Origin of the sequence: Sorangium sp. So ce1153 (assembly GCF_051521595.1) — a bacterium.
In the GTDB taxonomy this organism is placed as follows: domain Bacteria; phylum Myxococcota_A; class Polyangia; order Polyangiales; family Polyangiaceae; genus Sorangium.
Genome location: NZ_CP150361.1, coordinates 1,249,837 through 1,272,189, shown reverse-complemented (window position 1 = coordinate 1,272,189; position 22,353 = coordinate 1,249,837). Strand labels below are relative to the sequence as shown.

The window sequence follows — 22,353 nt, the reverse complement described above, 5'->3', positions numbered from 1 at the left end:
GAGGGCGCCGCGCGACGCGACGCGACGACGACGAATGTGCCCGGGGAGCAGGCGCGCAGCCGAGCTCCTCCCCGGAGCATCAGAGTCCGAGGGGGGACACATGGGGGACGCGGACACCGTCGTCATCGGATCGGGGCCCGGGGGGCTGACCGCCGCGCTCGCGCTCGCGCGTGCGGGGCAGAAGGTGACCGTCGTCGAGCAACACTACCTCCCCGGGGGGTGGACCCACAGCTTCTCGCTGAACGGATACCTGTTCAGCCCGGGGGTACACTACATCGGCGATCTCGGGCCCGGCGGCGCGGTGAGGCGGCTTTTCGAGGGGCTCGGCCTCTCGGGAGATCTCGAGTTCTGCGAGCTCAACCCGGACGGCGTCGATCACCTGATCGTCGGGGACGAGCGGTTCGACGTGCCGAAGGGGTTCGAGCGGCTGCTCGCCCGGCTCACGGCGCGGTTCCCGCACGAGGCCGCGGGAATCGCGCGGTACTTCCGCGTCATCCGCGGGCTGAGCGGCGATCTAGCGCGCCTCGACACGATGCTCGAGTTCCCGAAGGTGCTGCTCCTGCCGTTCAAGGCGCCGAGCCTCGCGCGCTGGGGGCTTTGCACGCAGGAAGACCTGCTCGACGCGACCATCCGCGATCCGCTGCTGCGCGCGTTCCTGGCCGCGCAAGGGGGGGACCACGGCCTCGCGCCGTCGCGCGTGGCGCTGCCGATCCACGCGAGCATCCTTTGCCACTACCTCGAGGGCGGGTACTACCCGCGCGGCGGCTCGAAGCGCATCCCGCTCGCGATGATCAGGGCGCTGCGGCGGCTCGGAGGGCAGGTCCGGTTGCGCGCGCGGGCGAGGCGCATCCTCGTCGAGCGCGGGCGGGCGGCCGGGGTCGAGCTGGAAGGCGGCGAGATCCTGAGGGCGGCGAACGTCATCTCGAACGCGGACCCGGCGATCACCTACGGCGAGCTGCTCCCGCCGGAGCTGACCGCCCGCGAGCGCCGCAAGATCCGGCGCACGGAGTACTCGACCAGCCTGCTCAGCGTGTTCTGCGCCGTGGACATGGACCTCCGGTCGATGGGCTACGATTCAGGCAACTACTGGTGGTACCGCGGGAAGGACGTGGGCCGCATCTACGAGCGCATGGAGTACCAGCTGCCGCGCGGCGAGGTGGACGGCCTGTTCCTGACCATCACGACGCTGAAGGACCCGGGTCACCCGACCCGGGGCGGTCACCACACGATCGAGATGTTCACGTTCGTGCCGCACGCCCCGTTCGCGCGCTGGAAGGAGACCCGCACGGGCGAGCGAGGGGCAGACTACGAGGAGCTCAAGGAGTCGCTCGGAGATCAGGTGATCGCCGCGGCGGAGAACATCATCCCCGGCATCTCTCGCGCGCTCGCGTTTCGCTCGGTGGCGACGCCGCTGACCAACGACTTCTACTGCGCGTCGTACCGGGGCGCCGCCTACGGCACCGCCAAGACGCCGTGGCAGCTCGGCCCGCTGTCGTTCACCATCGGGACGAGGATCCCGGGGCTGTACCAGTGCGGCGCGAGCACGCTGAGCCACGGGGTGGCCGGCGCCTCGGTCTCGGGGCTGATGGCGGCGCAGCGGATCGTGCGCGCGGCGCGCGTGGAGGACCTGCTCGGCCCGGCGGACGGATCGCTGCGGGTCTACCCAGCCGACCGGCCGGAGGAGTGGCTGCACCAGCGGACCAGGACCGGCGGCGCGGCGCCGGCCGGCGCGAGCGACGCGACCCACGTGGATGACGTGACGGACGTGGACAGCGAGCTCAACGAGCCGGGGTGAGGCGCCGCGTCGGAGAAGCTAGCCCGCAGGGGTCCGCGAGCGAAACGTGATCTGCACGAGCGGCATGACGTTGGGGTCGTCCTGCGTCTCCCGCTCGAACTGGAGCACGTCGTAGTAACCGCACCGGGGCCTGCCGGGGTAGTCGCGGCAGACCTCGGGTCGCGCCTCGTAGATGGTGCAGCCGCGCGTCGTGAGATCGAGGAAGCGGCAGACGCGGCCGAGCAGCGGATCGGACTGCCGCCGGAGGATGCGCTCCTCGTTGTAGCGCTTGGTGAAGCGCTGCGCGGCGGCCTCGACCGTGAGGCCGAAATGGCGGGCGAGCCGCCGCAGGTCGCGCGGCGTCACCTCGACCCGCTCGTAGATGGAGCAGCAGTAGGCCGGGCACTTCGAGCAGTCGTAGGAGACGCGGCGCTTGGCCTTGAGGGTCGTGGTCATGGCTCGTGAGGGATGTGCAGCCGATGCTGGATGCGAGCGGCGGCGCGCTGGCCTGCGGGCGGCGGAGCATACGCGGCCGGGCGAGCCCCCGCGACGGCGAAGTGCTCGCGACGACGCGCGCTCAACATAGCGCGACGGCGCGCGACGACGAGCGCCCGCGCCCCGTCACTCGTTGAACCCGAGCTGCTCCCGCGCCTCGGCCAGGCCGTCGCTCACCGCGAAGACGATGAGGTCGCGCGCCTCCGCGTTGCGCCCGATCCAGGTGATGCGGTCCTTGCCCGCGGCGGGCGGCGCGTTGGTGTGGCCGCCCGACCAGGCGATGCCCGTGAGCGCAATGTTGAGATCGCCGACCGCGAGGAAGGCGGCGCGGTTGCCCCAGCCGTTGATCGCCGTGTTGAGCGTCGAGGCGCGGTTGCCGATCGAGCCGATGACGTCGGCGGCGAGCACGCCCAGCTTCGGATCCGGACCGCCCGACATGGCCCGATCGATGCGGCCCTGGTACTCGCGCAGGCGCGCGGCGTCCGCGCCCTGCGGCGACCACGACGGGGAGAACGCCTTCAGGTAGGCCGCGAGCAGCGGCCAGAGGTCGATCGGCGCCGTCCGCGAGAAGGCCGAGGCGTTGGTCTGGAGGATCTTGACGGCGCGGTGGATGAGGAAGAGCCGGACGTCCTCGCGCGGCGAGGCGACGAGCGACTGGCCGAGGACGATCTTCGGCGGGCTCGAGGACGCCGGCACGCAGACGGTGCCGAGCGCGCCCGTCATGAAGACCTGGAGGCCGGGGAGGCCGTAGGCCGCGCCGATGCCGCGGGCCAGGTCGGTGATGTCGGCGTGCTGGGGCGGCAGCGGCGTCGCGCGGATCGAGTCGAGATCGAACGGCACCGAGGCGTCGAGCAGCGGGCCCGTCTTGAGCAGGAGCTCGCGGAACGCCGGGGTCATGAGCTCCGGCGCGAGGTGGTTGTCGAGGCGGGCCGCGCCGGCGGCGTTGCCCGCGCCGCCCATCGCGGCGTCGCGGCCGTCGAGCGCGGCGACCGTGGCGCGCGCGATCCGCGACGCGCCGGCGCGGCCGCGGAGCTCCGCGACCGTGGCGACCGTCGAGAAGAGGTACGGCTCGAAGCGGCCGGTGTTGAGCGCGCGGCGCGCGTCGGCGATGGCGCGATCGAGCAGGACGTTCGCCGCGGGGAGCTGCTCGGTGCGCTGGTAGAAGCGGGCCAGCGCGCCGAGCGCGAAGTCGTCCTTCGGCCACGTCTTGCGGGCCGTGAGCAGCGTGGACTCGGCCTTCTTCGTCTCCCCCATCGACTCGTAGATCTCGGCGAGCTCCGCGGTGCGGCGGCACTTCTCCTCGGGCGCCTCCGCGGCGCTGATGAGGAGGTTCTGCTGCTCCAGGGCGCGGGCGCCGTCGCCGGCGCGCTTGTAGAGCGCGACGAGGCGCTCGCGCGCGCTCACGTCGCCCGGCGAGCGCTTCAGGATCTCCTGGTAGGCGAGCTCGGCGCGCTCCGCGTTCGGGAGGTGCTCGTCGTAGAGCTCGCCGAGGCGGAGGTAGATCGCGACCTGCTTCGCGGGGTCGGGCACGAGGCGCGCGAGGCGGATCCACGCCTGCTCGGCGCCGGTCCAGTCGCCCTCGCCGGCGCAGACGTCGGCGAACGCGGAGAGGGCCTCCACGTGGTCGGGGTTCGCGTCGAGCGCGGCGGCGAGCGCGCGCTTGGCGGCCGACGCGTCGCCGACGTCGGCGAGCGCCCGGCCGCGGAGGACCTCCATCTCGACGCGCTCGTCCGGATCGGTCACCGCGTCGAGGCGGCGCTCGAGCAAGGCGGCCAGCTCGGCGCGCGCCCCCTCGGCGATGTAGATCGCCTTGAGGCGCGAGAAGACGTCGGCGTACGACGGATCGACCGTGGCGACCGCCTCGAGGACGTCGCGGGCCCGCGCGGCGTTCTGGACCTTGTCCTGCCAGAGCACGGCCGCGGCGTAGAGCGAGTGCGCGCGCCCCTCGGAGCCGACGCTGGCGCCCGCCGCGGACTCGAGCGCCGCGGCGGCGGCCGCCGCGTCGCCGCCGCGCTCGAGCGCGTCGGCGAGGTCGAGGTGCGCGACGAGGTAGTGCGGGACGAGCGTGATCGCGTGGCGGAAGAAGGCGACGGCGTCCTCGATCGAGCCGGCGAGGAGCGCGTCCTTGGCGGCGCGCACCGACAGGGCGGCGGCCTCGGACGGGCGGTCGGTGCGCTCGATGAGCTGGCGATCCGCCTCGATCGCGAGGGCGTGGTCCGCCTTGGAGCGGGCGTGGCCGGCCATCTGGCGCAGCGCCCAGATGCCCCGCGGCTCGTTCCGGTACGCGATCTGCACCGGCTCGAACGTCTCCTCCCAGGGGAGCACGCGCATCCGCAGCCGCGCCGACAGGAGCGCGTGCGCGATGGCCTCCGGGCCGTCGAGGACGCGCGCTACCTCGAGGGCGATCGGCTCGAGCTCCTCGTCGCGCCCCTCGCCGATGAGGTAGGCGGCGACCTTGCGGAGCGTCGGCAGGTGGTGCGGCGTCTCCTCCAGGATCGAGCGGCGCCAGAGCAAGGCGCTGCCGGCGTCCCTGCGCCCGAGCTCGTCGAGCTCCGCGAGGCGCTCGTAGACCTCGAGGCGCTCGGCCGCGTCCGCCGCCTCGCGGGCGCGTGGGATCAACGCGTCGACGAGCTCGCCGGCGCCGTGGCCGCCGACGGCCGCGCGGTAGAGGGCGATCGGCGCGAGCGCCGCGTCGCCCGCGGCGATCGCCTGGCGAGCGCTCGCGGCGGCCTGCCCGAGATCGCCGGCGCGCTCGTACTCGAGGGCGGCCTCCAGCGCGAGGCGGGCGGCCTCGATGCCGGCCGCGGCGCGGTCGTCGCGGGCGTCGTCGCCGGAGGCGGGGGCGTCGCCCGTGTGGAGCGCGCGCAAGAGCTCGGTGGCGCGCTCGGCGCGCCAGCCGGCGCGGTCGGCCGGAGGCTCCGGCGCGAGCCGCTCGAAGAGCTCGCGCAGGCCGATGTCCTGCGGGCGCGAGCGGTGCGCCGCCTCGAGGAGCGACGCCGCCGCCGCGGGATCCGCCTCGGCCACGAGGAGCGCCTCGCGGACGAGGTCGTGGGCGCGCTCCAGCGGATCCGCCGCGCTCTCGCGGCGGGTCCTGAGCCACTCGAGGAGGCCGTCGCGGTCCACCCGGGCGCGCGCGCTGCGCTCGCCGAGGTGGAGCGCGATGGGGAGCTTCGGGTCGATGTGCGCGGCGCGGGAGAGCAGGCGCTCGCCCTCCTCGTTGTCGCCGCCGTCGAGCAGGCGGATCGCGGCCTCGGTGACGAGCACCGCGGCGCGCGGCCCCTCCTCGAGCGTGAGCGCGTGCTCCGCGAGGATGCGCGCCGCGCCGACGCCGCTCTCCTGCGCGGCGCGGGCGCGCGCGGCGCCCTCGTGCTGCGGATCCGCGGCGCGGGCGCGGTCGAGGTCGCTCATCGCGGCCCGCTGGTCGCCCGCGATCTCGGCGAGGACGGCGGCGGCGAGCGCGCTGTCGCGCTCGGACGCGACCTCGCGGAGCGCGGCGACGCTCCTGGCGACGCGGGCGCCGCGGTCGCCGTCGAGGTCGAGCTCGAGCGCGAGGGCCCGGAAGAGCGGGCTCTCGGGCGCGTTGTCGCCGTAGGTGAGCACCGCGCGAGAGAACGCGTCGCTCGCGTCGATGCCCTCGGCGGCGATGGCCTCGCGGGAGAGCGCGCGGCCGAGGACCGCGGCGGCGCGGGCGCTCGGGCCGCCGATGGCGCGCACGCCCCGCGGCGCGGGCGCCTCGTCCGACGGCGCCGTGTCGCTCGCGGTGGCCGGGTCGCTCAGCGCGGCGCTGGCAGCGGCGCAGAGCGGCGCGAACTCCGGATCGCCGGAGAGGGCGTCGAACCACGGCTCGACCTCGGCCGCGGAGCCGCCGGCGAGCGCCGCGAGGACGACGTGATCGGCCGGCGAGAAAGCGCCGCCGGCCCCGCCGCCCTCGAGCGTGGCGGAGCGGGCGGCGGCGGCGTCGCCGAGCTCGATCGCCTGCGCCGCGAGGGCGCGGCGCGCCTGGCCGCCGTGCGAGCCGGACGTGACGCCGCGGAGCGCGTCGAGCGACGCCGGGCGGGTCTCCTTGCGCGCGGCCCCGAGCGCGGCGGTGAGCCAGGCGGCGGCGGGCGCGAGCGAGGTGCCGCGCAGGGGCTCGAGGCTCGCGATGCCCTCGGCCAGATCGCCGGCGCGGAGCAGGGCGCGGGCGCGGAGGAGCGCCTCGTACGGGGTGGCCGGCGCGGCGCGGGCGCGGCGCGGGGCGCCGCGGTGCGCGGCGACCTGGGCGCACGCCGCGGCGAGCGGCGCGAGCTCGGGCGCGTCGGGGAGGCGGAACTTCGCGACCGTGGCCGAGGCCGCCGCGTCCGTGTCCGGCGCCGCGAGCGCATCGCAGAAGCGCTGCACGTGCGCGCGCGGGTCGACGGGGTGCATCCGGGCCGCGAGCTCCAGGCGCTTGTGCGCGCCGTCGGGGTCGGCCAGCGAGATGCGGGAGAGCTCGGCGCCGAGCACCAGGTTGTGGCAGCGCGCGGCCGGCGTGCCGAGGATGCGGGTCTCGGCCTCGAGCGCGTCGAGCGCGGCGGGCAGGTCGCCCTCGCGCATGAGGAGCCCGCGGTGCTGCCGGTGCGCGAAGATGAGGCCCGGGGAGAGGTCGCGCGCCTCGGCGGCGACGGCGCGGGCGGTGGCGTCCTCTCCGGCCATGACATAGAGCTCGGCGACGGGGAGGAGCGCGCGGGCGCGGGCCGCCGGGTCCTCGACGAGCTCCGCCTCGGCGCGGAGCCACGCGGCGCGCGCCGCCCAGACGTCGCGCTGCTGCGACTGGACGAGGATCGCGCTCGCGTCCTGCTCGCCGGGGAACACGGACGCGGGCGGCGGGATCGAGGGCAGCGGCGGCAGGCTCTCGGGCGCCGGGGCGGAGCGCGGCGGGGCGGACGGGACCGAGCGCGGCGGGTCGAACACCGCACGGACCGACGGCCTCCGGTCCGCGACGCGCGTCTGCGCGAGATCGTCGTCAGAGTCGGCGTCGATCGGATCGTGCAGCAGGCTGGACTCGTCCACGAGCTCGCCAGGGTCGCTCTCGATGGCGGCCTGACCCCAGAGATCGGTCGTGCGAGACGGCTCGCCGGCGTACGGCCGGGTCGTGGGGCCGGGCTCGTCGAGGGCCTTCGTCTCCTCGTCGTCGAAGCCCCGCGTGGCCTCGTCCTCGAAGCCGATCGTCGCCGCGATCCGGCGGCTGCTGACGACGCTGGGCGGCGCGAACTCGAACGGGGAGTCGCCGCCGTCGGGGATGGGCGTCGCGCGATCGCCCGGCTCGGCGGTGTCCTCCTCGTGCACCTCCTCCGCGCGCCTGGACGTCGGGGGGAGCGGGGGCGGCGCGGCGACCGGGGGCGGCGCCGCGGCCGGGGGCTGAGGGCGCGGCGCCGTGGGCCTCGAGGACGCGGACGGCGACGGGACCTTCGGCGTGAGGTCGGCGCCGAGCGGCGCCTTCACGTCGCCCGGCCTGCCCGAGCGGGGCGGGGCCGCAGGGCGGGGCAGCGACGGGGGCCGCGGCGGCGCGGGCGGCGCGAGCGCCGCAGGGGGCGCGAGCGGCGGGGGCGGCGCGGCGCGGCGCGCCCCGGGCAGCGCGGGCGCCGAGGTCACGACGCCGTCGTCGGGGTCGTCGGCGCGCTGGTCCGCGAAGAGCATGTCCATCAGCGCGTCGCTCTCCCCGACGCTCGGCGCGGGCCTCGCGGGCACCGGCACCGGCTCGCGGGAGAACAGCTGCTTCAGGCCGCCTTCGCCGGCGCGCTCCCCTTCCTCGGCGCGGATCGACTGGATGAGCTCGTCGGGGATCTTGGCGAGGAGCGTGGCCTCCTCGACGTCGGCGTCGGAGACCGCCGCGCCGTACATCGCCGGCGGCGGGACCGTGATCTTCTCCTGCGACGGGGTGCCCTCGTCGCCGCCGCTGCTGGAAGAGCTCTTGGATTGCGGATTCTTGCTCACCGGACCCCCATCCCGAGCTTCTTCCGAAGCTCGAGGTAGCTCTGCGACAGGACGAACGCGACCAGCTGGCGCGCCCGCTCGCTCTCGGTGACGACACCGCCGAGCTGCTCGCGCGGGGTACTGAGGATGTCCGAGAGGACCAGCGAGACGTCGCCCGCGGCGATGACGGCCATGCGGTCGATGCTCCTGCGCGCGGCCTGCGCCCAGCGGTGCGGGTCCTGCTGGCTCGACACGATGCGCTGGCACACCTCGACGATCGCCTTCCGGGTCGCGCGCGACATCTCCTTGTGGATGGCGCGCGAGACCTCGCCGAACACGGCGTAGGGAGGCTGCGGGACCGCGAGGCCCGACTCGATGCAGGCCGCCGCGACGAGCGAGGCGACGGTGTTGTCGTCCCGGGTCCGGAGCGACGAGATGCCCCGGCGCAGCGCGAACGCCTCGCGCGCGATCGCCGAGCGCGAGGCCGCGTCGAGCGGCGTCGTGATCTCGGGGCCGAGCACGAGCGCCGGCAGCTGGCCGTAGACGCCGGTCGCGCCGCGCGGGCTCGGGCCGCCGACGTAGAGCTCGAAGTCGGTCTCGAAGCTGAGCGCGCCCATCCACTCGGCGACCGCCACGCGCAGCGGGTGGCCGCCGCGCGAGTCGATGCGGTCCTTCTTGCCCACGCCGAGCGACACGAGCGAGGGGCCGAGCGCCATGCAGATCGTCTCGGCCATCTTCGCGAACAGCTCGCCGACGGGCCCGGTGTCGAGCGGATCGGCGATCTCGGCCATGGCCTTGGCGTCGAGGGCGATCTGGGGCCGCGCCGGGACGCGGGTGTCGATCTTCCTGAGCTCCGCGGAGATGCCTTCGTCGCTCCGGCCGAGCGCGACGAGCGCGCCCAGCGTGGCCTGCCGGAGCGCCGCGTCCTGCCCGGCGCCGGCGATCTTCGCGAGGAGCGCGACGCGGTCGGCGTCGGCAGGGTTCGACGCGAGCGCCTGGATCAGCGTCGACTTGGCGCGGCCGAGCACGCGGGTGCGGAACGCGGGCTCGTAGTCGGTCGTGAGGACGAGGTCGATCGCCTCGCCGTCGTCCGGCGCCTCCTCGAGGAGCTTCGCGGCCGCCTTCTCCGCGCGGCGCGGCGCGCGGAGCTGGTCGCGGTAGATGGCCATCGCGAGCCGCGCCGCCTCGATCCTGCCCGCGGGGCTGTCGCGCTCGACCATGAGCTCCTCGAGCAGGCGCGTGGCCTCCTCCCAGGAGCCGACCCGGGCGGCGACCCGGACGAGGCGCTCGCGGACGGGGAGCGTCGACAGCCCGGCCCGGTGCAGGCCGATCAGCACGTCGAGCGCCTTGTCGTGCTCGCCCCGCTTCTCGTACACGTCGACCGCCGTGATCCCGGACATGAGGCGCTGCTCGCCCGGCGCCTTCGCGACGCGCGAGAGCTCGGCGTAGAAGGCCGCCGCCTGGCCGAGGTCGCCCTGCGCCTTCGAGATGTCGGCCGAGAGCGCCAGCGCGCCGATGTGATCCGGCTCGAGCAGCGTCACGTTCTCCAGCGCGGCGAGGGCGTCGTCGAGCTTGCCCTTCTTGCGGAGCACGCGCGCGCGCTCCCAGAACAGCTTGCAGATCTCGAGGTCGTTGTCCGCGACGCCGAGCCGCCGCTCGATGATGTCGAGCAGCCGGTCGTCCTCGTTGCGCGCGCGGACCCGGCGGAACAGCCGGTCGAAGGCGACGCCGCGCCGCGGGTCGCGCGTGAAGGCGCGATCGAACGCGATCTCCGCGTCGTCGTGGGCGTCGGTGTGCTCGAGGAGCAGGAGCCCCGCGCTCTCCCAGAAATCCGCGCCGCGCGCGTCGTCCTTGCAGAGCGCGCCGAGCTGCGCCGAGGCGAGCGCCGCCGCCACGAAGTCGCGCAGCGCCTCCGACGTCGCGCGGACGCCCTCCCAGGCGGCGATGTCGTCCGGCCGCCGCTCGACGACCGTGCGGAACGAGGCGAGCGCCCGCTCGTGATCGCCGGCCGCGAAGTCCGACCAGCCCGCGAGGCCGAGCGCGGTGAGCTGCGCGTCCTCGCCGAGCGCGTCGCCGAGGCCGTGCAGGGCCGCCGCGCGGCGCCGCGGATCGCAGCCGGGCAGCGCGAGCTCGAGGTTGGCGAGCTGCGCGGGCGCGTGCTCGCCCGAGAGGAACGGCCGCGGCAGGTTCGGCTGATCGAGGGCGCCGACGATCGCCGCCGAGGCCTCCATCGCCGCCCGGGCCTCGCCCTCCATGTGCTGCGCGAGGGCGCTCCGCGCGGCGACCTCCGCCTCGCGGTCCTCGGCGGCGAGCGCCGCGCCGAGCCACTCGAGTTCGGCGTGCGGGCTCGGGTCGGCGGCGGCCCACGCCGCGGCGCGCGCCGCGGTGCGCGCGCGGTCCTGGTCCAGGGTGCGCGCGAGGCGGAAGCGCTCGGCGTGCGCGATGGACGCGGCGCCGTCGCCCCGCTCCTCGATGTAGTCGAGCGCGCGCTCGACGGCGCTCCGCTGCTCGAGGGCCGGCTGCCAGAGGAGCCGCCCGAGCGCGGCGGCCAGGGCGAGATCGTCGCTCGCCTGCGACTCCAGCGCCTCGAGCGTCGCGAGCGCCTCGTCCGGGTCGCCGCCCTCGGCCGCGCCGACCTCGAGGCCGAACCGCGACAGCGCGAGCGCCGCCGGGTCCTCGCCCGCCTCGCCCGCGACCTCGAGGGCGCGGCGACGGCTCTGGAGGTCGTCGACCTCGTGGCCGCGGAGCGCCCAGGTGAGCACCGTCGCGCCCGCCCGCGGCGCCTTGCCGCGCGCCGCCTCGAGCTCGTCGACGGCGCGGCCGCGCTCGCCGGCGCGCCAGAGGAGGATGGCCGCCTCGATGTGCAGCGCCGCCGAGAGATCGGCGTCGTCGATCGCCGCGGCGCAGGTCGCGAGCGTCGCGGCCGCGGCCGCGGGGGTGCCGGCGCGCCGCTCCAGCTCGGCCAGGAACACCGCGACGACCTCGTCGGCCGCGGACTGCTCGAAGAGCGCGCGGAGGCGGCTCCGCGCGCGGTCGAGCTCGCCGACGCGCGCGCTGCGCAGGGCCGCGACGAGCCAGAGGCCGCGGGCCGTCTCCTCGCCCTCGACCTCCGCGAGCGCCTCGATCACCATCGGCGAGCGCCGCTGGCCGGCGGCGCCGGGGTCGTCCCCGGGCTCGCGCCGGCTGCGGACGAGGTCGACCGCGAAGGCGCCGAGCGCCCGCCCGAGCCACGCGTTGGGCGCGGCGCCGTCGTCCGCGCCAGAGTCGGCGAGCTCGGCGAAGGCGCCCTCGGCGCCGTCCGCGTCGCCGCGCAAGAGGCGGCTCCGGCCGATCTCGAACCACAGGCTCGCCTTCTCGCTCGGGTCGACGCCGGTCGAGAGCAGCCGCTTCGTCGACTCCTCGTACCAGGCCGCGTCGCCGCGGAGCGCCGCGAACGACCGCCCGAACCGCGCGAGCAGGCCCGGGTGGACGCCGGCCATGCCGGCCTGCGACAGGGCCGCCTTCGCCGCGCCGACGTCGTCGGTCCGCACCGCCCAGACGTAGGCCGCGAGGAGCAGCGCGCGCCCGCGCGCCTCCTCGCTGCCGTAGGACGCCGCCATCGCCTCGAGCGACGCGGCGAACGCGGACGGGTCCTGGCCGTCCCCGAGCAGGTCGATCTCCAGCGCGCGCGCCGGGATGCACTGCGGGTCGGCCGAGAGCGCGCTCCGGAGCGCCGCGAGCGCGGCCTCGCGATCGCTCGCCAGCGCGGCCGCCTCGGCGATGCGCAGCCACAGCGCCGCGGCGCCGGGCCCGCTCGCGCCGCGCGCGATCTCCTGCTTGGCCAGGCCGGCGGCGGCCTCCGCCTCGCCGGCGGCCTCGAGCGCGGCGATGCGCGCCCGCCCGAGCAGCGCCGACTGGGGCAGCCGCTCCGCGGCCCGCTCGAGGAGCGACGCGAAGCCGCCCGTCCCTGCCCGCTGCGTCAGCTCGGCGGCGCGGAGCCACGCGTCGGCCGCGTACTCCGGCTTGCGCATGTACCGCGGGACGCCGTTGGCCTCGCCGCTCGCCTCGTCGTCGAGCGCGTCGGCGATGAGCTCGGCCTGCCCCTCGAGGGCGCGCGCGAGCGCGCCGAGGTCCTCCTCGCGGCGCGCGATGGCCTCGAGCGCGAGCTGCGACCGGAAGCGCGCCCGGCCCTCCAGCGCCGCGGCCGCGTCGAGCAGCTCGTAGGCGCGCTCCACGTTCTCGGTGGCGGCCGCGAGGTCGGCGAGCTCGATGAAGAGCAGCCCCTTCCACGTCGCGTCGGTCGCGAGCTCGGCGCGGGCCTCGATCGCGCGCATCCGGCCGGGGAGGTCGCCCTCCTTGGCCGCGATGAGCTCGAGCTCGAGCCACGGCGTCGCGTCCTCCGGGTTGCTGAGCGCCGCCTCCTCGAGCGCCTCCTTGGCCGCCGCGAGGTTCTGCTCGTGATCCTGCAGGTACGCGGCGCGCTCCCAGAACGCGCGCGCCCGCTCCTCGGGCGTGGCCGCGGCGCGCGTGAGCGCGTCGAGCAGCTTGCCGAGGTTCTTGATCGACTTGCGCCGGGTGAGGATGCGGACGAGCGCCTCGAGCGGCTCGCGGAACTGCGGGTCCGCGTTGAACGCGGCGAGGTAGTCGCGCGCGGCCGTGGGCTCCTCGCCCAGCGCCTCCTCGAGCGCGCCGAGCTCGTGCAGCAGCAGCGCCTGGAGCTGTCGCTCCGGTTGGTCGCCTTGTTCCGCGCGGAGCCGCGCGATCAGGGCCGTCATGCTCTCCACCTGCCCTTCGGGTGCCTGGACCGTCATCTCGCCTGCGACGCCTCCGAAGGGGGTCTCATCTGTGCGCAACGCATGACGATGGCGGAGAGTAGCGAAACGAAGCGCGCGGAGTAAAGCTCGCCGGGCAGGTCGCTCGCTGGCGACGATGGGCGAGGAAGAAGAGGAAGAATGAGGAGGGAGCGCGCGACGACGGCGCCGACGAGCAGCGTGAGCCTCGCCGGTCGAGAGGCCGACCGCGCGAGGCGCCTGACGCGCACGGGAAGCCGAGCCCGGCCGCCCCGATCAGGCCTTGCCGAGCACGGCCTCGAGCTTCTCGTTGACCTTCGACTCGATCGTGCCCTTCATCGCCCTCAGCAGTAACGGGAGATCGATCTCGACCTGCACCGCCGACGCCTCGACGCGCACGAGGCCCTTCGTCCCCTTGGCGGCGCCGCCAGGGGCCTCGAAGCGGATGAGATCGCCGTCCCACCGCCAGTGGAGGCCGAGCTTGTCCTCCATGCCCCGCGCGAGCACCTCCGCGCGCTTCCTGGCCTCTTCCTTGGTGAGCGAGTGCTGCCGGCGGATGTCGATCGTCGCCATACGGTTCTCCACGCTTCTCGCCCACGGCGACACGCCGCGCGCGGTACGCCTTACTTACTCGATCCGCCGCGTGATCCAAAAGCCGCGCGGCGTGTCGACCGGACCGCTCACGCCCCCCTTGGGGAGGCTGAAGAGCTCATACTCCGGCGCGGGCTCGAGCACACCGCGGGGGATGAAGCCGAGATCGTCGGTCGATCCCTTGTCGCCCTTGTCGACCGCGGCCTTCCAGTCCGTCCTGGCGACCTCCGAGAGCTCCCTGGCGAGCGCCAGCGCGGCCTCCTTGGATCGCGCGGTGGGCGGCGCGCCCTGCGCTCCGCGGTACTGGACCAGCACCACGCCGAAGCGCACCTTCTTCGGCGCCTCGGTGGGCAGCCCGGGCGGCGCCTCCCCCGAGAGGAGCGTGACGCCCGCGTCGGAGCGCGTCGGTTGCTCCGGGGCGACCTCCGGGAGGCCCTCGCCGCCAGCGTCGGTCCCCGCGTCGCCGTCGGCCGGTGCCGCCGCGGCCGCGGGCGAGCCGCCGTCGGCGTTGGCGCCAGCGTCGGCGGGCGCGCTGGCCGCCCCGCGCCCCTTCGGGCCGCTGTTCGCGATGACGAACGCCACTGCGCCCGCAAAGAAGAGCGTGTAGATGACCGCCGTCGACCGCTGCATGGGCGGCAGCGCGTTACCACAGGTGGAGGACGCTTGGCGAGGCCGCGTTGACGAAGCGCGCCGCATCGCTGACCTCACGCCCCGCGCAGGCCACCGCGCCCCCTGGCCCCGGCCGCCCCGGCGCGTCCGATGACGCGCGCCACGCCGGACGCGGGCACGCGGCATGCCCGGACACACGGACGCCGTGGTCGATTTGAGGAGGGCCCGTAGAAGAGGCGATCCAAGGACCACAAGCCCTGCTAGTAAGGGAAGCGGATGTCGGGGCATCCCGGCCTGTCGCAGGCCGAACGAGCGTGAAGGGGCCTGCGGAGGCACTCGCAGGGCCCGCATCGGGTCGGGGAGCATGATCAAGGTCGAGTGCGACGGATGTAAATCGCCGTACCAGGTCGACGAGAAGCGCGTTCCCCCAACGGGGCTCAGGATGCGCTGTCCGAAGTGCGGCACGAGCCTGCTGGTGACGAAGGGGGGCGCGACACCTGCGCCGACGCCCCCGCCTTCGCCAGCGCCGACGCCCGCGCCGCGGGCTGGAGCGGGGGGCCTTCAGCTCTCCGAGCGGAGCGCGCCGGCGGTGCACGACGACGCCGATCTGCCCGTGGCCGCTGCGGAGGACATCGCGTTCCCCGCGGTCGCGCCGCCCCGGCGCCCGGGGCCACCGCCGGCGCCGACGCCGCCCCGCCGCGCGGCGCCGACGGCCCCCGCGGCGCCGACGCCGCTGGCAGCCGCAGCGCCGGCCCCGCCCGCGCCGCGCCCCGAGCCGCCGGGGCCGGAGGTCTTCGGCGAGATCGGCCTGCCCGACGTGCCGGATCGCCCGGCCCCGTCCGATCGTCGCAACGCCAAGACGGTGCCGCAGCGCCGCGGCTTCGGCGAGATCGACCTCATGGTCGAGCTCCCGAGCCCGACCGACGTCGAGGCGCAAGGGCTCGACCCCGACGACCTGCCGGTCGTCTACGGCAATGTGCCCTCCGCGCCGGTGGCGCTCCCGGCGCGATCGCGCGCGGAGTCCCGCACCGCCCCGGCGACGCCGGCGGCGTTCGCGGACACCGATCTGCCGGCGCGGGCCGATCCGCTCCCCCCGAGCAGCCGGCGCACCCTCGGGTTCGGCCCGCGGGACTCCGGCTTCGGCGAGCGCGACTCGGCGCCGGGCTCGCGCGACGCGGGGTTCGGCGGGCGCGAGTCGGCGCCGGGCTCGCGCGACGCGGGGTTCGGCGGGCGCGGCTCGGCGCCGGGCGCGCGCGGCGCGGGGGCCACGACGCAGCCGCTCGGCCGCGGGCGCACCGCCGGGATGGGCGACGTCGCGCCGCCGCGCGTCGCCCCGGAGTACGACTTCGGCGACCTGGACGACGACGCGCCCCCGGCCCCGCCGGCGCGCTCCAGCAGCGGCTCGATGTCGTTCGGCTTCGGCGAGCTCGAGCTGCCGCTCGAGGGCGACGGCGAGGCCGACCTGCCCTCGTCGGGGGACCTGCCCATCGTCGCCGGCGATCTGCCGAGCTCGGTCCCGGGCGTCATCGGCATGCCTTCCCCGTTCTCGGACGCGGGCCTGCCCGTGCCGGCCTCCGCGCCGCTCCCGTCGCCGGTTCGCGCCGGGCTTCCGGCGCCGACCGCGACAGGCCTCCCGACCCCGGCCGCCGCGGGCTATCCCGCCCCGGCCGCCGCGGGCTATCCCGCCCCGGCCACCGCAGGCTTCCCTGCGACCGCCCCCGCGGGCTTCCCCGCCGCGGCGCCCGCGGGCTTCCCCTCGAGGGCCGCCGGCACCGGCCTCCCCACGAAGGCGACCGGCACCGGCCTGCCCGCCGGGCCGGGCACCATCGTCGGCGCCGAGCTCTTCGACGAGGCCCCGCCGGACTACGACGACTCGCGCGTCGGCGCCGCGTTCCAGGCGCCCGGGCCGCGCCCGCTCCCGCCGACGGCGCCCGAGCCCCCCAGCAGCGGCGCGATGCCCCCGGCCGACTTCGGCGACGAGATCGCCCTCGGGGAGAGCGTCTCGCAGCTCCCCGCCGGCGCCGCGCCCGCCGTCTACGATCCGTCCGACCGCTCCGCGAACTTCACGCAGACGCCGGTCGACGACGACGATCGCGGCATCGAGCTCAGCGAGCCGCACCCCAGCGTCGGCGACGAGGTCGATCTGACCGGCGCCGGCACCGAGATCGGCGACCTGAGCGCCGGGCCGGAGGCGCAGGCCGAGAAGCCCGCGCCTGCCCAGGAAGCGCCGCCGCAGAAGTCGAAGATCAAGCGCTACGTCGTCGCGGCGCTCGCCGTCGCCGCCGTGGGCGGCGGCGCGCTCGCGCTCGTCCCGGACGTCGGCGCCTACGGCGTGAACCTCATCAGCGATCGGCTCAACGTCTTCACGCACGAGGCGGCGCTCGCCGATCTGCGCAAGCGGACGCAGGCCGCCCTCGCCGAGGACACCGCCTCGGCCGCGAACGGCGCGCTGAACGACGCGAAGGCCACGCGCACCAACGCCCCGCGCCACCGGGCGACCATGGCCTACGCCGGGTACGTCGCCTTCGCGCGCAGCATCCGGTTCGGGCACCGGACGGTCGACGACGCCTTCGGGAAGGAGATGGTCACGCTGGCGAGCTCCCACCCGAGCGACCTGCTCACCCTGGCCGTCGCGGCGCAGGACGCGGCCACCGGCCAGCTGCCCCGCGCGCGTCAGGCGACGCAGGCGCTCGGCGCCCAGCTCAAGGACGACATCGACGTCGCCGTCCTCGCCGCCGAGATCGAGCTCGCCGCCAGGGATGCCCCCAAGGCGACGGCGGCGTGGCAGCGCGCGAACGACCTCCAGAAGAGCGCGCGCACGCTGTTCGGCCTGGCCCGGGCGCAGCTGCTCGCCGGCGACTCGGCGAGCGCCGAGGCGAGCGCCAGGAGCGCGGTCGAGGCCTCGCCGAACCACGTCGGGGCGCGGACCCTGATCGCGTCGCTCATCTGGCAGACCGCGGGCCGCGAGCAGGAGGCGCTCGACCTGCTCGGCAAGGTCACCGGCGACGGCCCGGTCCGCGCCGCCGCGAGCGACCCCGAGATCGTCGAGGCGTACACGCTGCTCGGCACCGTCCACCTCTCCCGGTCGCGCATGAGCGCGGCCGAGCAGGCGTTCGCCGCCGCGGTGAAGCTCGACCCGCAGGCGGTGCGCGCGCTCATCGGCAACGGCGAGGTCCTCTACCGGTCGGGCCGCTACTCCGAGGCGCAGGCGCGCTTCGAGGCCGCGGCGCGCGCCGACGCCCAGAACCTCGCCGCGCACCTCGGCAAGGCGAAGACCTGGCTCGCCCAGGAGCGCATGAAGGAGGCGAAGGACCTCCTGAAGGGGCTGCAGAAGACGCACGCGGCGGATCCGCAGGTCGCGTACTGGCTCGGGCGCACCGAGCTCGCGCTCGGCAACAAGAAGGAAGCGGAGCAGGCGTACCTCGACGCCGTGAAGTCGACCGAGAACCGCCCGGAGGTCGTCGACGCCTACGTGGCGCTGGCGTCGCTCCTGTCCAGCCTGGGCCGCAACGAGGCGGCGGCGGCGAAGCTGTCGGAGGCGACCGCGAAGTTCCCGGACCTGCCCGCGCTGCACAAGGCGAAGGCCGAGGTCGCGCTCCAGACCGGGAGGTACGACGAGGCCCGGCAGGAGCTCGAGCTGGCGCTCGCCAAGGAGGACGACCTCGGCAGCCAGTTCAAGCTGGGCGTGGCCTACCGCCGCCTGCGTCGGTTCGACGACGCGGCGCGGGTGTTCGACAAGGTCACGGCGGCCGACAAGGACTACCCCGGCCTCGCGCTGGAGCGAGGGCTCCTCTTCGAGGAGACCGGCCAGAGCGAGCGCGCGCTGGAGATGTACGCCGACGCGCTCCGCAAGGCGCCGAACGACATCGATCTGAAGCTGCGCGTCGGCTCGACCCAGGTCATGGCGGGCCACGCGGTCCAGGCGGAGCCCATCCTGCGCGACGTGCTCAAGGACAAGCCGAACTCCGCCGAGGCGAACCACTTCCTCGGCCGCGCGCTCCTGATCCGCGGCACGAACATGGCCGAGGCGCTGCGCTTCCTGGAGCGCGCCTCGGAGCTCGACCCGAACCGCGCCGAGTACCACCTCTACGTCGGCTGGGGCGCCAACGAGACGGGCCAGACGGCGCGCGCGGAGGTGGCGCTGAAGCGCGCGCTGGAGCTCGACGCGGAGCTCGGCGACGCGTACTGGCAGCGCGGCGTCCTCTTGCAGAAGCAGGGGGCGAGCCGCGACGCGCTGGCCGATCTGCAGATCGCGCTCGAGAAGCGGCCGTCGCGCTACGAGGCGTACGCCACGATGGCGCTCTGCTACCAGGATCAGGGCAACTGGGCCGCCGCGGAGGAGGCCTGGCGCAAGGCGATCGCGGCCAACGACAAGGTCCCCGAGTGGCACTACCGCCTCGGGAAGATCTACGCGTCGCGCGGCAACCGGGCCGGGACGGCCAGCGAGATGGAGCAGGCGGTCACGCTCGGCGAGGCGCCGGATCGCTCGACGCCGCCGTGGCTGTTCGACGCGCACTTCCTGCTGGCCGAGGCGCTCCGCGCGACGAACGACCGCGAGCGGGCCGTCCGCCACTACCAGCGCTTCCTGGAGACGGCGCCGACCGACAACGCCTACCGGCGCGACGCGGAGCAGGCGCTGGAGAGCCTGGGGGCGGGCAAGGGGCGCTGAACACCACGCGCGTCGCGCGCTCGAGAGCGTCGAGAGCCCCTCGTCGGCTGCTGTGTTGCTCCGGGCTCGCGCGCCGTCTCGGTATACCGAGCGCCTGCGACCGCTGCGTGCTTAGAAGATGCTCCTTTGCTTGCGCACGGCCGTCGACGACGGCGCGGGCGTAGGCGCAGGCTTCGGCCGCGAAGCGTTCGCCGGAGCGGCCGCAGACGCAGGGGCTGTTCTGGATGGTGCCACGACTGAAGCAGCGGCGGGCTTCGCGCTCGTCGAGGACACCGGCGCAGGTGCCACGGCGGCCGATGCTGTGGGAAGAGGCTCCCGAGGAGGCGGCGTCGGCGCCGGGGCAGCCGAGGACGTCAAAGTGACCGCAGACCCCGCAACCGCCTGTGTGCTCGAGACCGCACTGGCCAGAGCAGGCGAAACGTCACCCGGCCGGTTCTCGTCATTCCCGGAGGTTTTGCGCCACATCATGAAACCAAGGAGCCCAAGCAGGAAGAGACCGAACGGCGCGACCGCCAAGGGTAGCAGCGTGCGACGACGACGCCTCCAGACACGCGTGGTGATCGTCGTGGGAGAGCCCGTCACATTGCCAGCTGGAGCCTGCGCGCCGCTTGCGTGACCCTTCTGAGGATCCTGCGCTTGTACTGGCAGGGCTCCGTTGCCCTCGAGCGGCACAGTTACTTCGGAAAGCGTGCGGGGATGTGATGGCAGACTGGCGCGTGGGCTCGACAGCCCCAGCGCCTCGGCCAGAGCGGCGACCGCGGCGCGAGCCCCTTCGAATCGGTGCTCGGGGCGTAGAGCCGTTGCACGGAGGAACCAGGCGTCGAAGGCTGGGGGCAGGACCACGCCGCGCCATGACGCGCGAATGCTTGGAGGATCGAACGGTCCAGCGAGGATCTTTGACAGCGCGGGGAAGATAGAAGGCGCGGCCTTCATCTCCACAGTCCAGTAGGCCTCCCCAGACAGGATTGCGTGCGCGATGTGGCCGAGCGCATACAGGTCGGCCCGCGGCCCGATATCACCGTCCCCTCGGATCTGCTCAGGGGACATGTAGAGCGGCGTCCCGATCGGCACCGTTCCCTTGGCCTGGCTGCTCTGCGCCGCCACCTTGGCGATGCCGAAATCAAGAATTTTGACGCAGGGAGTTCCGTCATCGCGCGACGTGACGAACAGATTCTCCGGCTTGAGGTCGCGGTGCACGATGCCCGCCGCGTGTGTCTTCTCGAGGGCGAGCGCGACCTGGAAGAGGTAGGTCACCACCTCTGCTGGCGGGAGCGGTCCGCGCCGCTTCAGCATGCTGCCCAGCTCCTCGCCGCGGAGCAGGTCCATCACGAGGAAGGGCATCCGGGAGGATGCATCGATCCCGGCATCGGAGACGCGGACGATGTGGTCGCTCTCCACGCCGCCTGTGATCCTCGCCTCCTGGGCGAAGCGGAGGCGCAGGTCGGGATCATCGACGATGCCGGGGAGCATCATCTTGAGGGCCCTGCGGCTGTGCGTGACCGTGTCCAGCACCTCGTACACCGCGCCCATCGCGCCGGCCTTGATGCAACGGACAACCTCGTATCTTTGGCAGAAGATGGCGCCGGGGTGCAGGAGGGAGAAGTGCGAGGAATCCATAGGTGCTCCGGGAGATACGGTGATCAGCCGGTACGAGCAGCGCCCTTTCCCGAGTCACCGGCCCGTCGCATGCAGGGCACGTGCGACGGAGAGGAAAATGGCCCAGATCCGGGCGCGGTCTGGCAGAGGTGAAGCTGCCGCGGCGCAGCTGTCCTAGACGAGGAACGGCAGCAGACGTGGAGCATGGGTCACCACCTCAGCTGCGCGGACACGCCCTGCGGGTTCAGCAAGATGTTGGCACTCGAACGACTGGGACCGGACGTGAGGAGCAGAACGCCACCGGATGCCAACAGTGCCCCGCTGGTCGCCAAGGTGAGCAGGGATGCGGTGCCTAGCCCGTTTCCCTTGTCCTCGACCCTCAGCGCGATCGTGCCGAGGACCGTCCCCACGAAAGCTCCCGCGCCTCCAAAGCCCAAGGCAATGGTGCCCAATGCACGCCAGCGCGAATCGGTTCCGTCCTCGCTGTCTCGTCCTGTAGAGCCTACACGCTTGGTCATAGGAGCGCCTGCCACGCGCTGTGCCGCGCCCTGCATCTCACCTCGCGGTGCCACTCCCCGTCGCGCTGCATCCTGGATCTTACCTTGCTGCGCCGCTCCCTGTCGCGCTGTGCCTTGCTGCGCCGTTCGTTCAGGAGATATGCCCTGGGGTACGGTGCCCTGCGCAGGTACCCCCTGCTCCGCCGTGCTCGCGCCAGCGGTGCCTTCCTGAGCAGTCCCTTTCTGCGAGGCCGGAGACGGCACTCCTGAAGTGCCAGCGCGAGTGCCGGTCGAAGGTTCGCCGGCGTTGCTTCCGGAGCTTGCGGACGGGGCATTCGTCAGAGCCTTCACGTCGATCGGCTGCAGGGTACCACCTCGCTGTAGCGTGACGCTTTTACGCCACGGCAGCTTTCCTCGTGCAGTCGCCTGCACGACGTGCTCCCCCGGCATGACGGCCATCGGTGCTCCCCAGCTCGAGGGCCCCACACGACCACCGTCGAGCGTGATGTCCAGATCAGGCAACGAACGGACAACGTTGTCCACGTTGAGTATCACGTGCGCGACCTTTGGAGCGAGGCGGGCCATGCAACCGTCCGCATCCAGTTCCCGCTGGCGATTCTTTGCCTGCACTGCCGCAAGCTTGGCGTCAGAACACGTCTGCCATGCGCGTGCGGGCTCGCCCATGCCCTCGTAGCACTCCGCGAGCGCTAACCGGGCGCCGAGCCCGTCCGGCCGCAGCTCGACTACGCGTTCCAGCTTCGGGCAAGCGGAGCTGAATTGACCGGCATCCATCTCTGCGTTGGCTTGATCGAAGAGTTTCTGTATCTGCGCACTGGGGCTCGGCCCGGAAGGTTGGGCGCGTGCACGGAACGGGATGAGCAGCACGGGCAGGACGCAGGCGACCACGAGGAGGGGAGCTGCAGCGGTAGATCGCACGGGCTACTCTGCTTTCCAGGCAAATCTCAGGTCAACGGTGGCTCCCAGAGAAGGCGCCGCGAGCGAGGCTACCACATTTATACCGCCCGGTGGTGCCGGAGCGCCTCTCCTCCGGTTGGACCTGCTGGGTGTCCGTCTGCGCAAGCAGAGCGGGCCGGAGATGGCAGGCTGCCCCGCGCGCCTGCCGGTCGCCACTGCTCTCCCCCGGCGGGTTCCCAGGCGCGTTGCTCCGGCTACAGCCACGACGACGAAGTACTCCGACATCGCCTTCGAGGCAGGGCTCTGCGGATCGCGGATGTCCTTGTCGATCCACTTGAGTTCCTGTCGTCCATACCGCGGCGGAGCACGCCTCACGACGGCCTGAAGATTTCCGACCCTTCGCATCCGTCGAATGATGAGCGTTCGCCCCCTCGAGCTCAGGAACGCCTCATCTGTTCTTGCCACGAAATCGACTATTCGGCCCTCTGTTCGCGTCCGCGGTGT

General features: G+C 74.3%; 9 protein-coding genes. 2 read left to right on the top strand and 7 right to left on the bottom strand.

What is annotated here, in order from left to right; genetic code table 11:
- The first annotated feature begins 100 nt into the window (after positions 1-100).
- Entirely contained in the window at positions 101-1,795 is a 1,695-nt protein-coding gene (locus WME85_RS04385; RefSeq protein ID WP_437835421.1) for a phytoene desaturase family protein, read from the top strand.
- An 18-nt stretch (positions 1,796-1,813) separates the two neighbouring features.
- Here the strand turns inward: WME85_RS04385 and WME85_RS04380 are convergent, their stop codons facing one another.
- The 5 genes from WME85_RS04380 to WME85_RS04360 form a co-directional block, all read right to left on the bottom strand.
- Positions 1,814-2,230, bottom strand: coding sequence for a YkgJ family cysteine cluster protein (locus tag WME85_RS04380; protein WP_437307770.1), 417 nt, complete (start codon positions 2,228-2,230; stop codon positions 1,814-1,816).
- 165 nt (positions 2,231-2,395) lie between these two features.
- On the bottom strand, positions 2,396-8,224 hold the full coding sequence (locus WME85_RS04375) for a hypothetical protein (RefSeq protein ID WP_437835420.1): 5,829 nt from the start codon (positions 8,222-8,224) through the stop codon (positions 2,396-2,398).
- Positions 8,221-12,993, bottom strand: coding sequence for a hypothetical protein (locus WME85_RS04370; protein WP_437835419.1), 4,773 nt, complete (start codon positions 12,991-12,993; stop codon positions 8,221-8,223). Before WME85_RS04370 ends, WME85_RS04375 begins: the two co-directional genes overlap by 4 nt.
- 255 nt (positions 12,994-13,248) lie before the next feature.
- A complete protein-coding gene (locus WME85_RS04365) occupies positions 13,249-13,545 on the bottom strand; it encodes a polyhydroxyalkanoic acid system family protein (protein WP_437307767.1) in 297 nt (98 codons plus the stop codon).
- A gap of 54 nt (positions 13,546-13,599) precedes the next feature.
- The gene (locus WME85_RS04360; RefSeq protein ID WP_437835418.1) at positions 13,600-14,193 is read right to left on the bottom strand and encodes a peptidyl-prolyl cis-trans isomerase; all 594 of its coding nucleotides are present in this window, start codon (positions 14,191-14,193) and stop codon (positions 13,600-13,602) included.
- Positions 14,194-14,536: 343 nt separating this feature from the next.
- Between WME85_RS04360 and WME85_RS04355 the strand changes: the two genes are divergently transcribed.
- Positions 14,537-18,841, top strand: a complete 4,305-nt coding sequence (locus WME85_RS04355; RefSeq protein ID WP_437835417.1) for a tetratricopeptide repeat protein — start codon at positions 14,537-14,539, stop codon at positions 18,839-18,841.
- 111 nt (positions 18,842-18,952) lie between these two features.
- On the opposite strand, the gene WME85_RS04350 is transcribed toward WME85_RS04355, so the two are convergent.
- Complete coding sequence (locus WME85_RS04350) at positions 18,953-20,458, bottom strand: serine/threonine-protein kinase (protein ID WP_437835416.1); 1,506 nt, start codon at positions 20,456-20,458, stop codon at positions 18,953-18,955.
- Positions 20,459-20,646: 188 nt separating this feature from the next.
- The gene (locus WME85_RS04345) at positions 20,647-21,870 is read right to left on the bottom strand and encodes a tetratricopeptide repeat protein (RefSeq protein WP_437835415.1); all 1,224 of its coding nucleotides are present in this window, start codon (positions 21,868-21,870) and stop codon (positions 20,647-20,649) included.
- Positions 21,871-22,353: the final 483 nt, after the last annotated feature.

What these genes read in the sequence shown, in the direction of transcription:
- WME85_RS04350 (WP_437835416.1), bottom strand. Translation starts at nt 20,458, where the DNA reads ATGGATTCCTCGCACTTCTCCCTCCTGCACCCCGGCGCCATCTTCTGC.
- WME85_RS04355 (WP_437835417.1), top strand. Translation starts at nt 14,537, where the DNA reads ATGATCAAGGTCGAGTGCGACGGATGTAAATCGCCGTACCAGGTCGAC.
- WME85_RS04365 (WP_437307767.1), bottom strand. Translation starts at nt 13,545, where the DNA reads ATGGCGACGATCGACATCCGCCGGCAGCACTCGCTCACCAAGGAAGAG.
- WME85_RS04360 (WP_437835418.1), bottom strand. Translation starts at nt 14,193, where the DNA reads ATGCAGCGGTCGACGGCGGTCATCTACACGCTCTTCTTTGCGGGCGCA.
- WME85_RS04370 (WP_437835419.1), bottom strand. Translation starts at nt 12,993, where the DNA reads ATGACGGTCCAGGCACCCGAAGGGCAGGTGGAGAGCATGACGGCCCTG.
- WME85_RS04385 (WP_437835421.1), top strand. Translation starts at nt 101, where the DNA reads ATGGGGGACGCGGACACCGTCGTCATCGGATCGGGGCCCGGGGGGCTG.
- WME85_RS04380 (WP_437307770.1), bottom strand. Translation starts at nt 2,230, where the DNA reads ATGACCACGACCCTCAAGGCCAAGCGCCGCGTCTCCTACGACTGCTCG.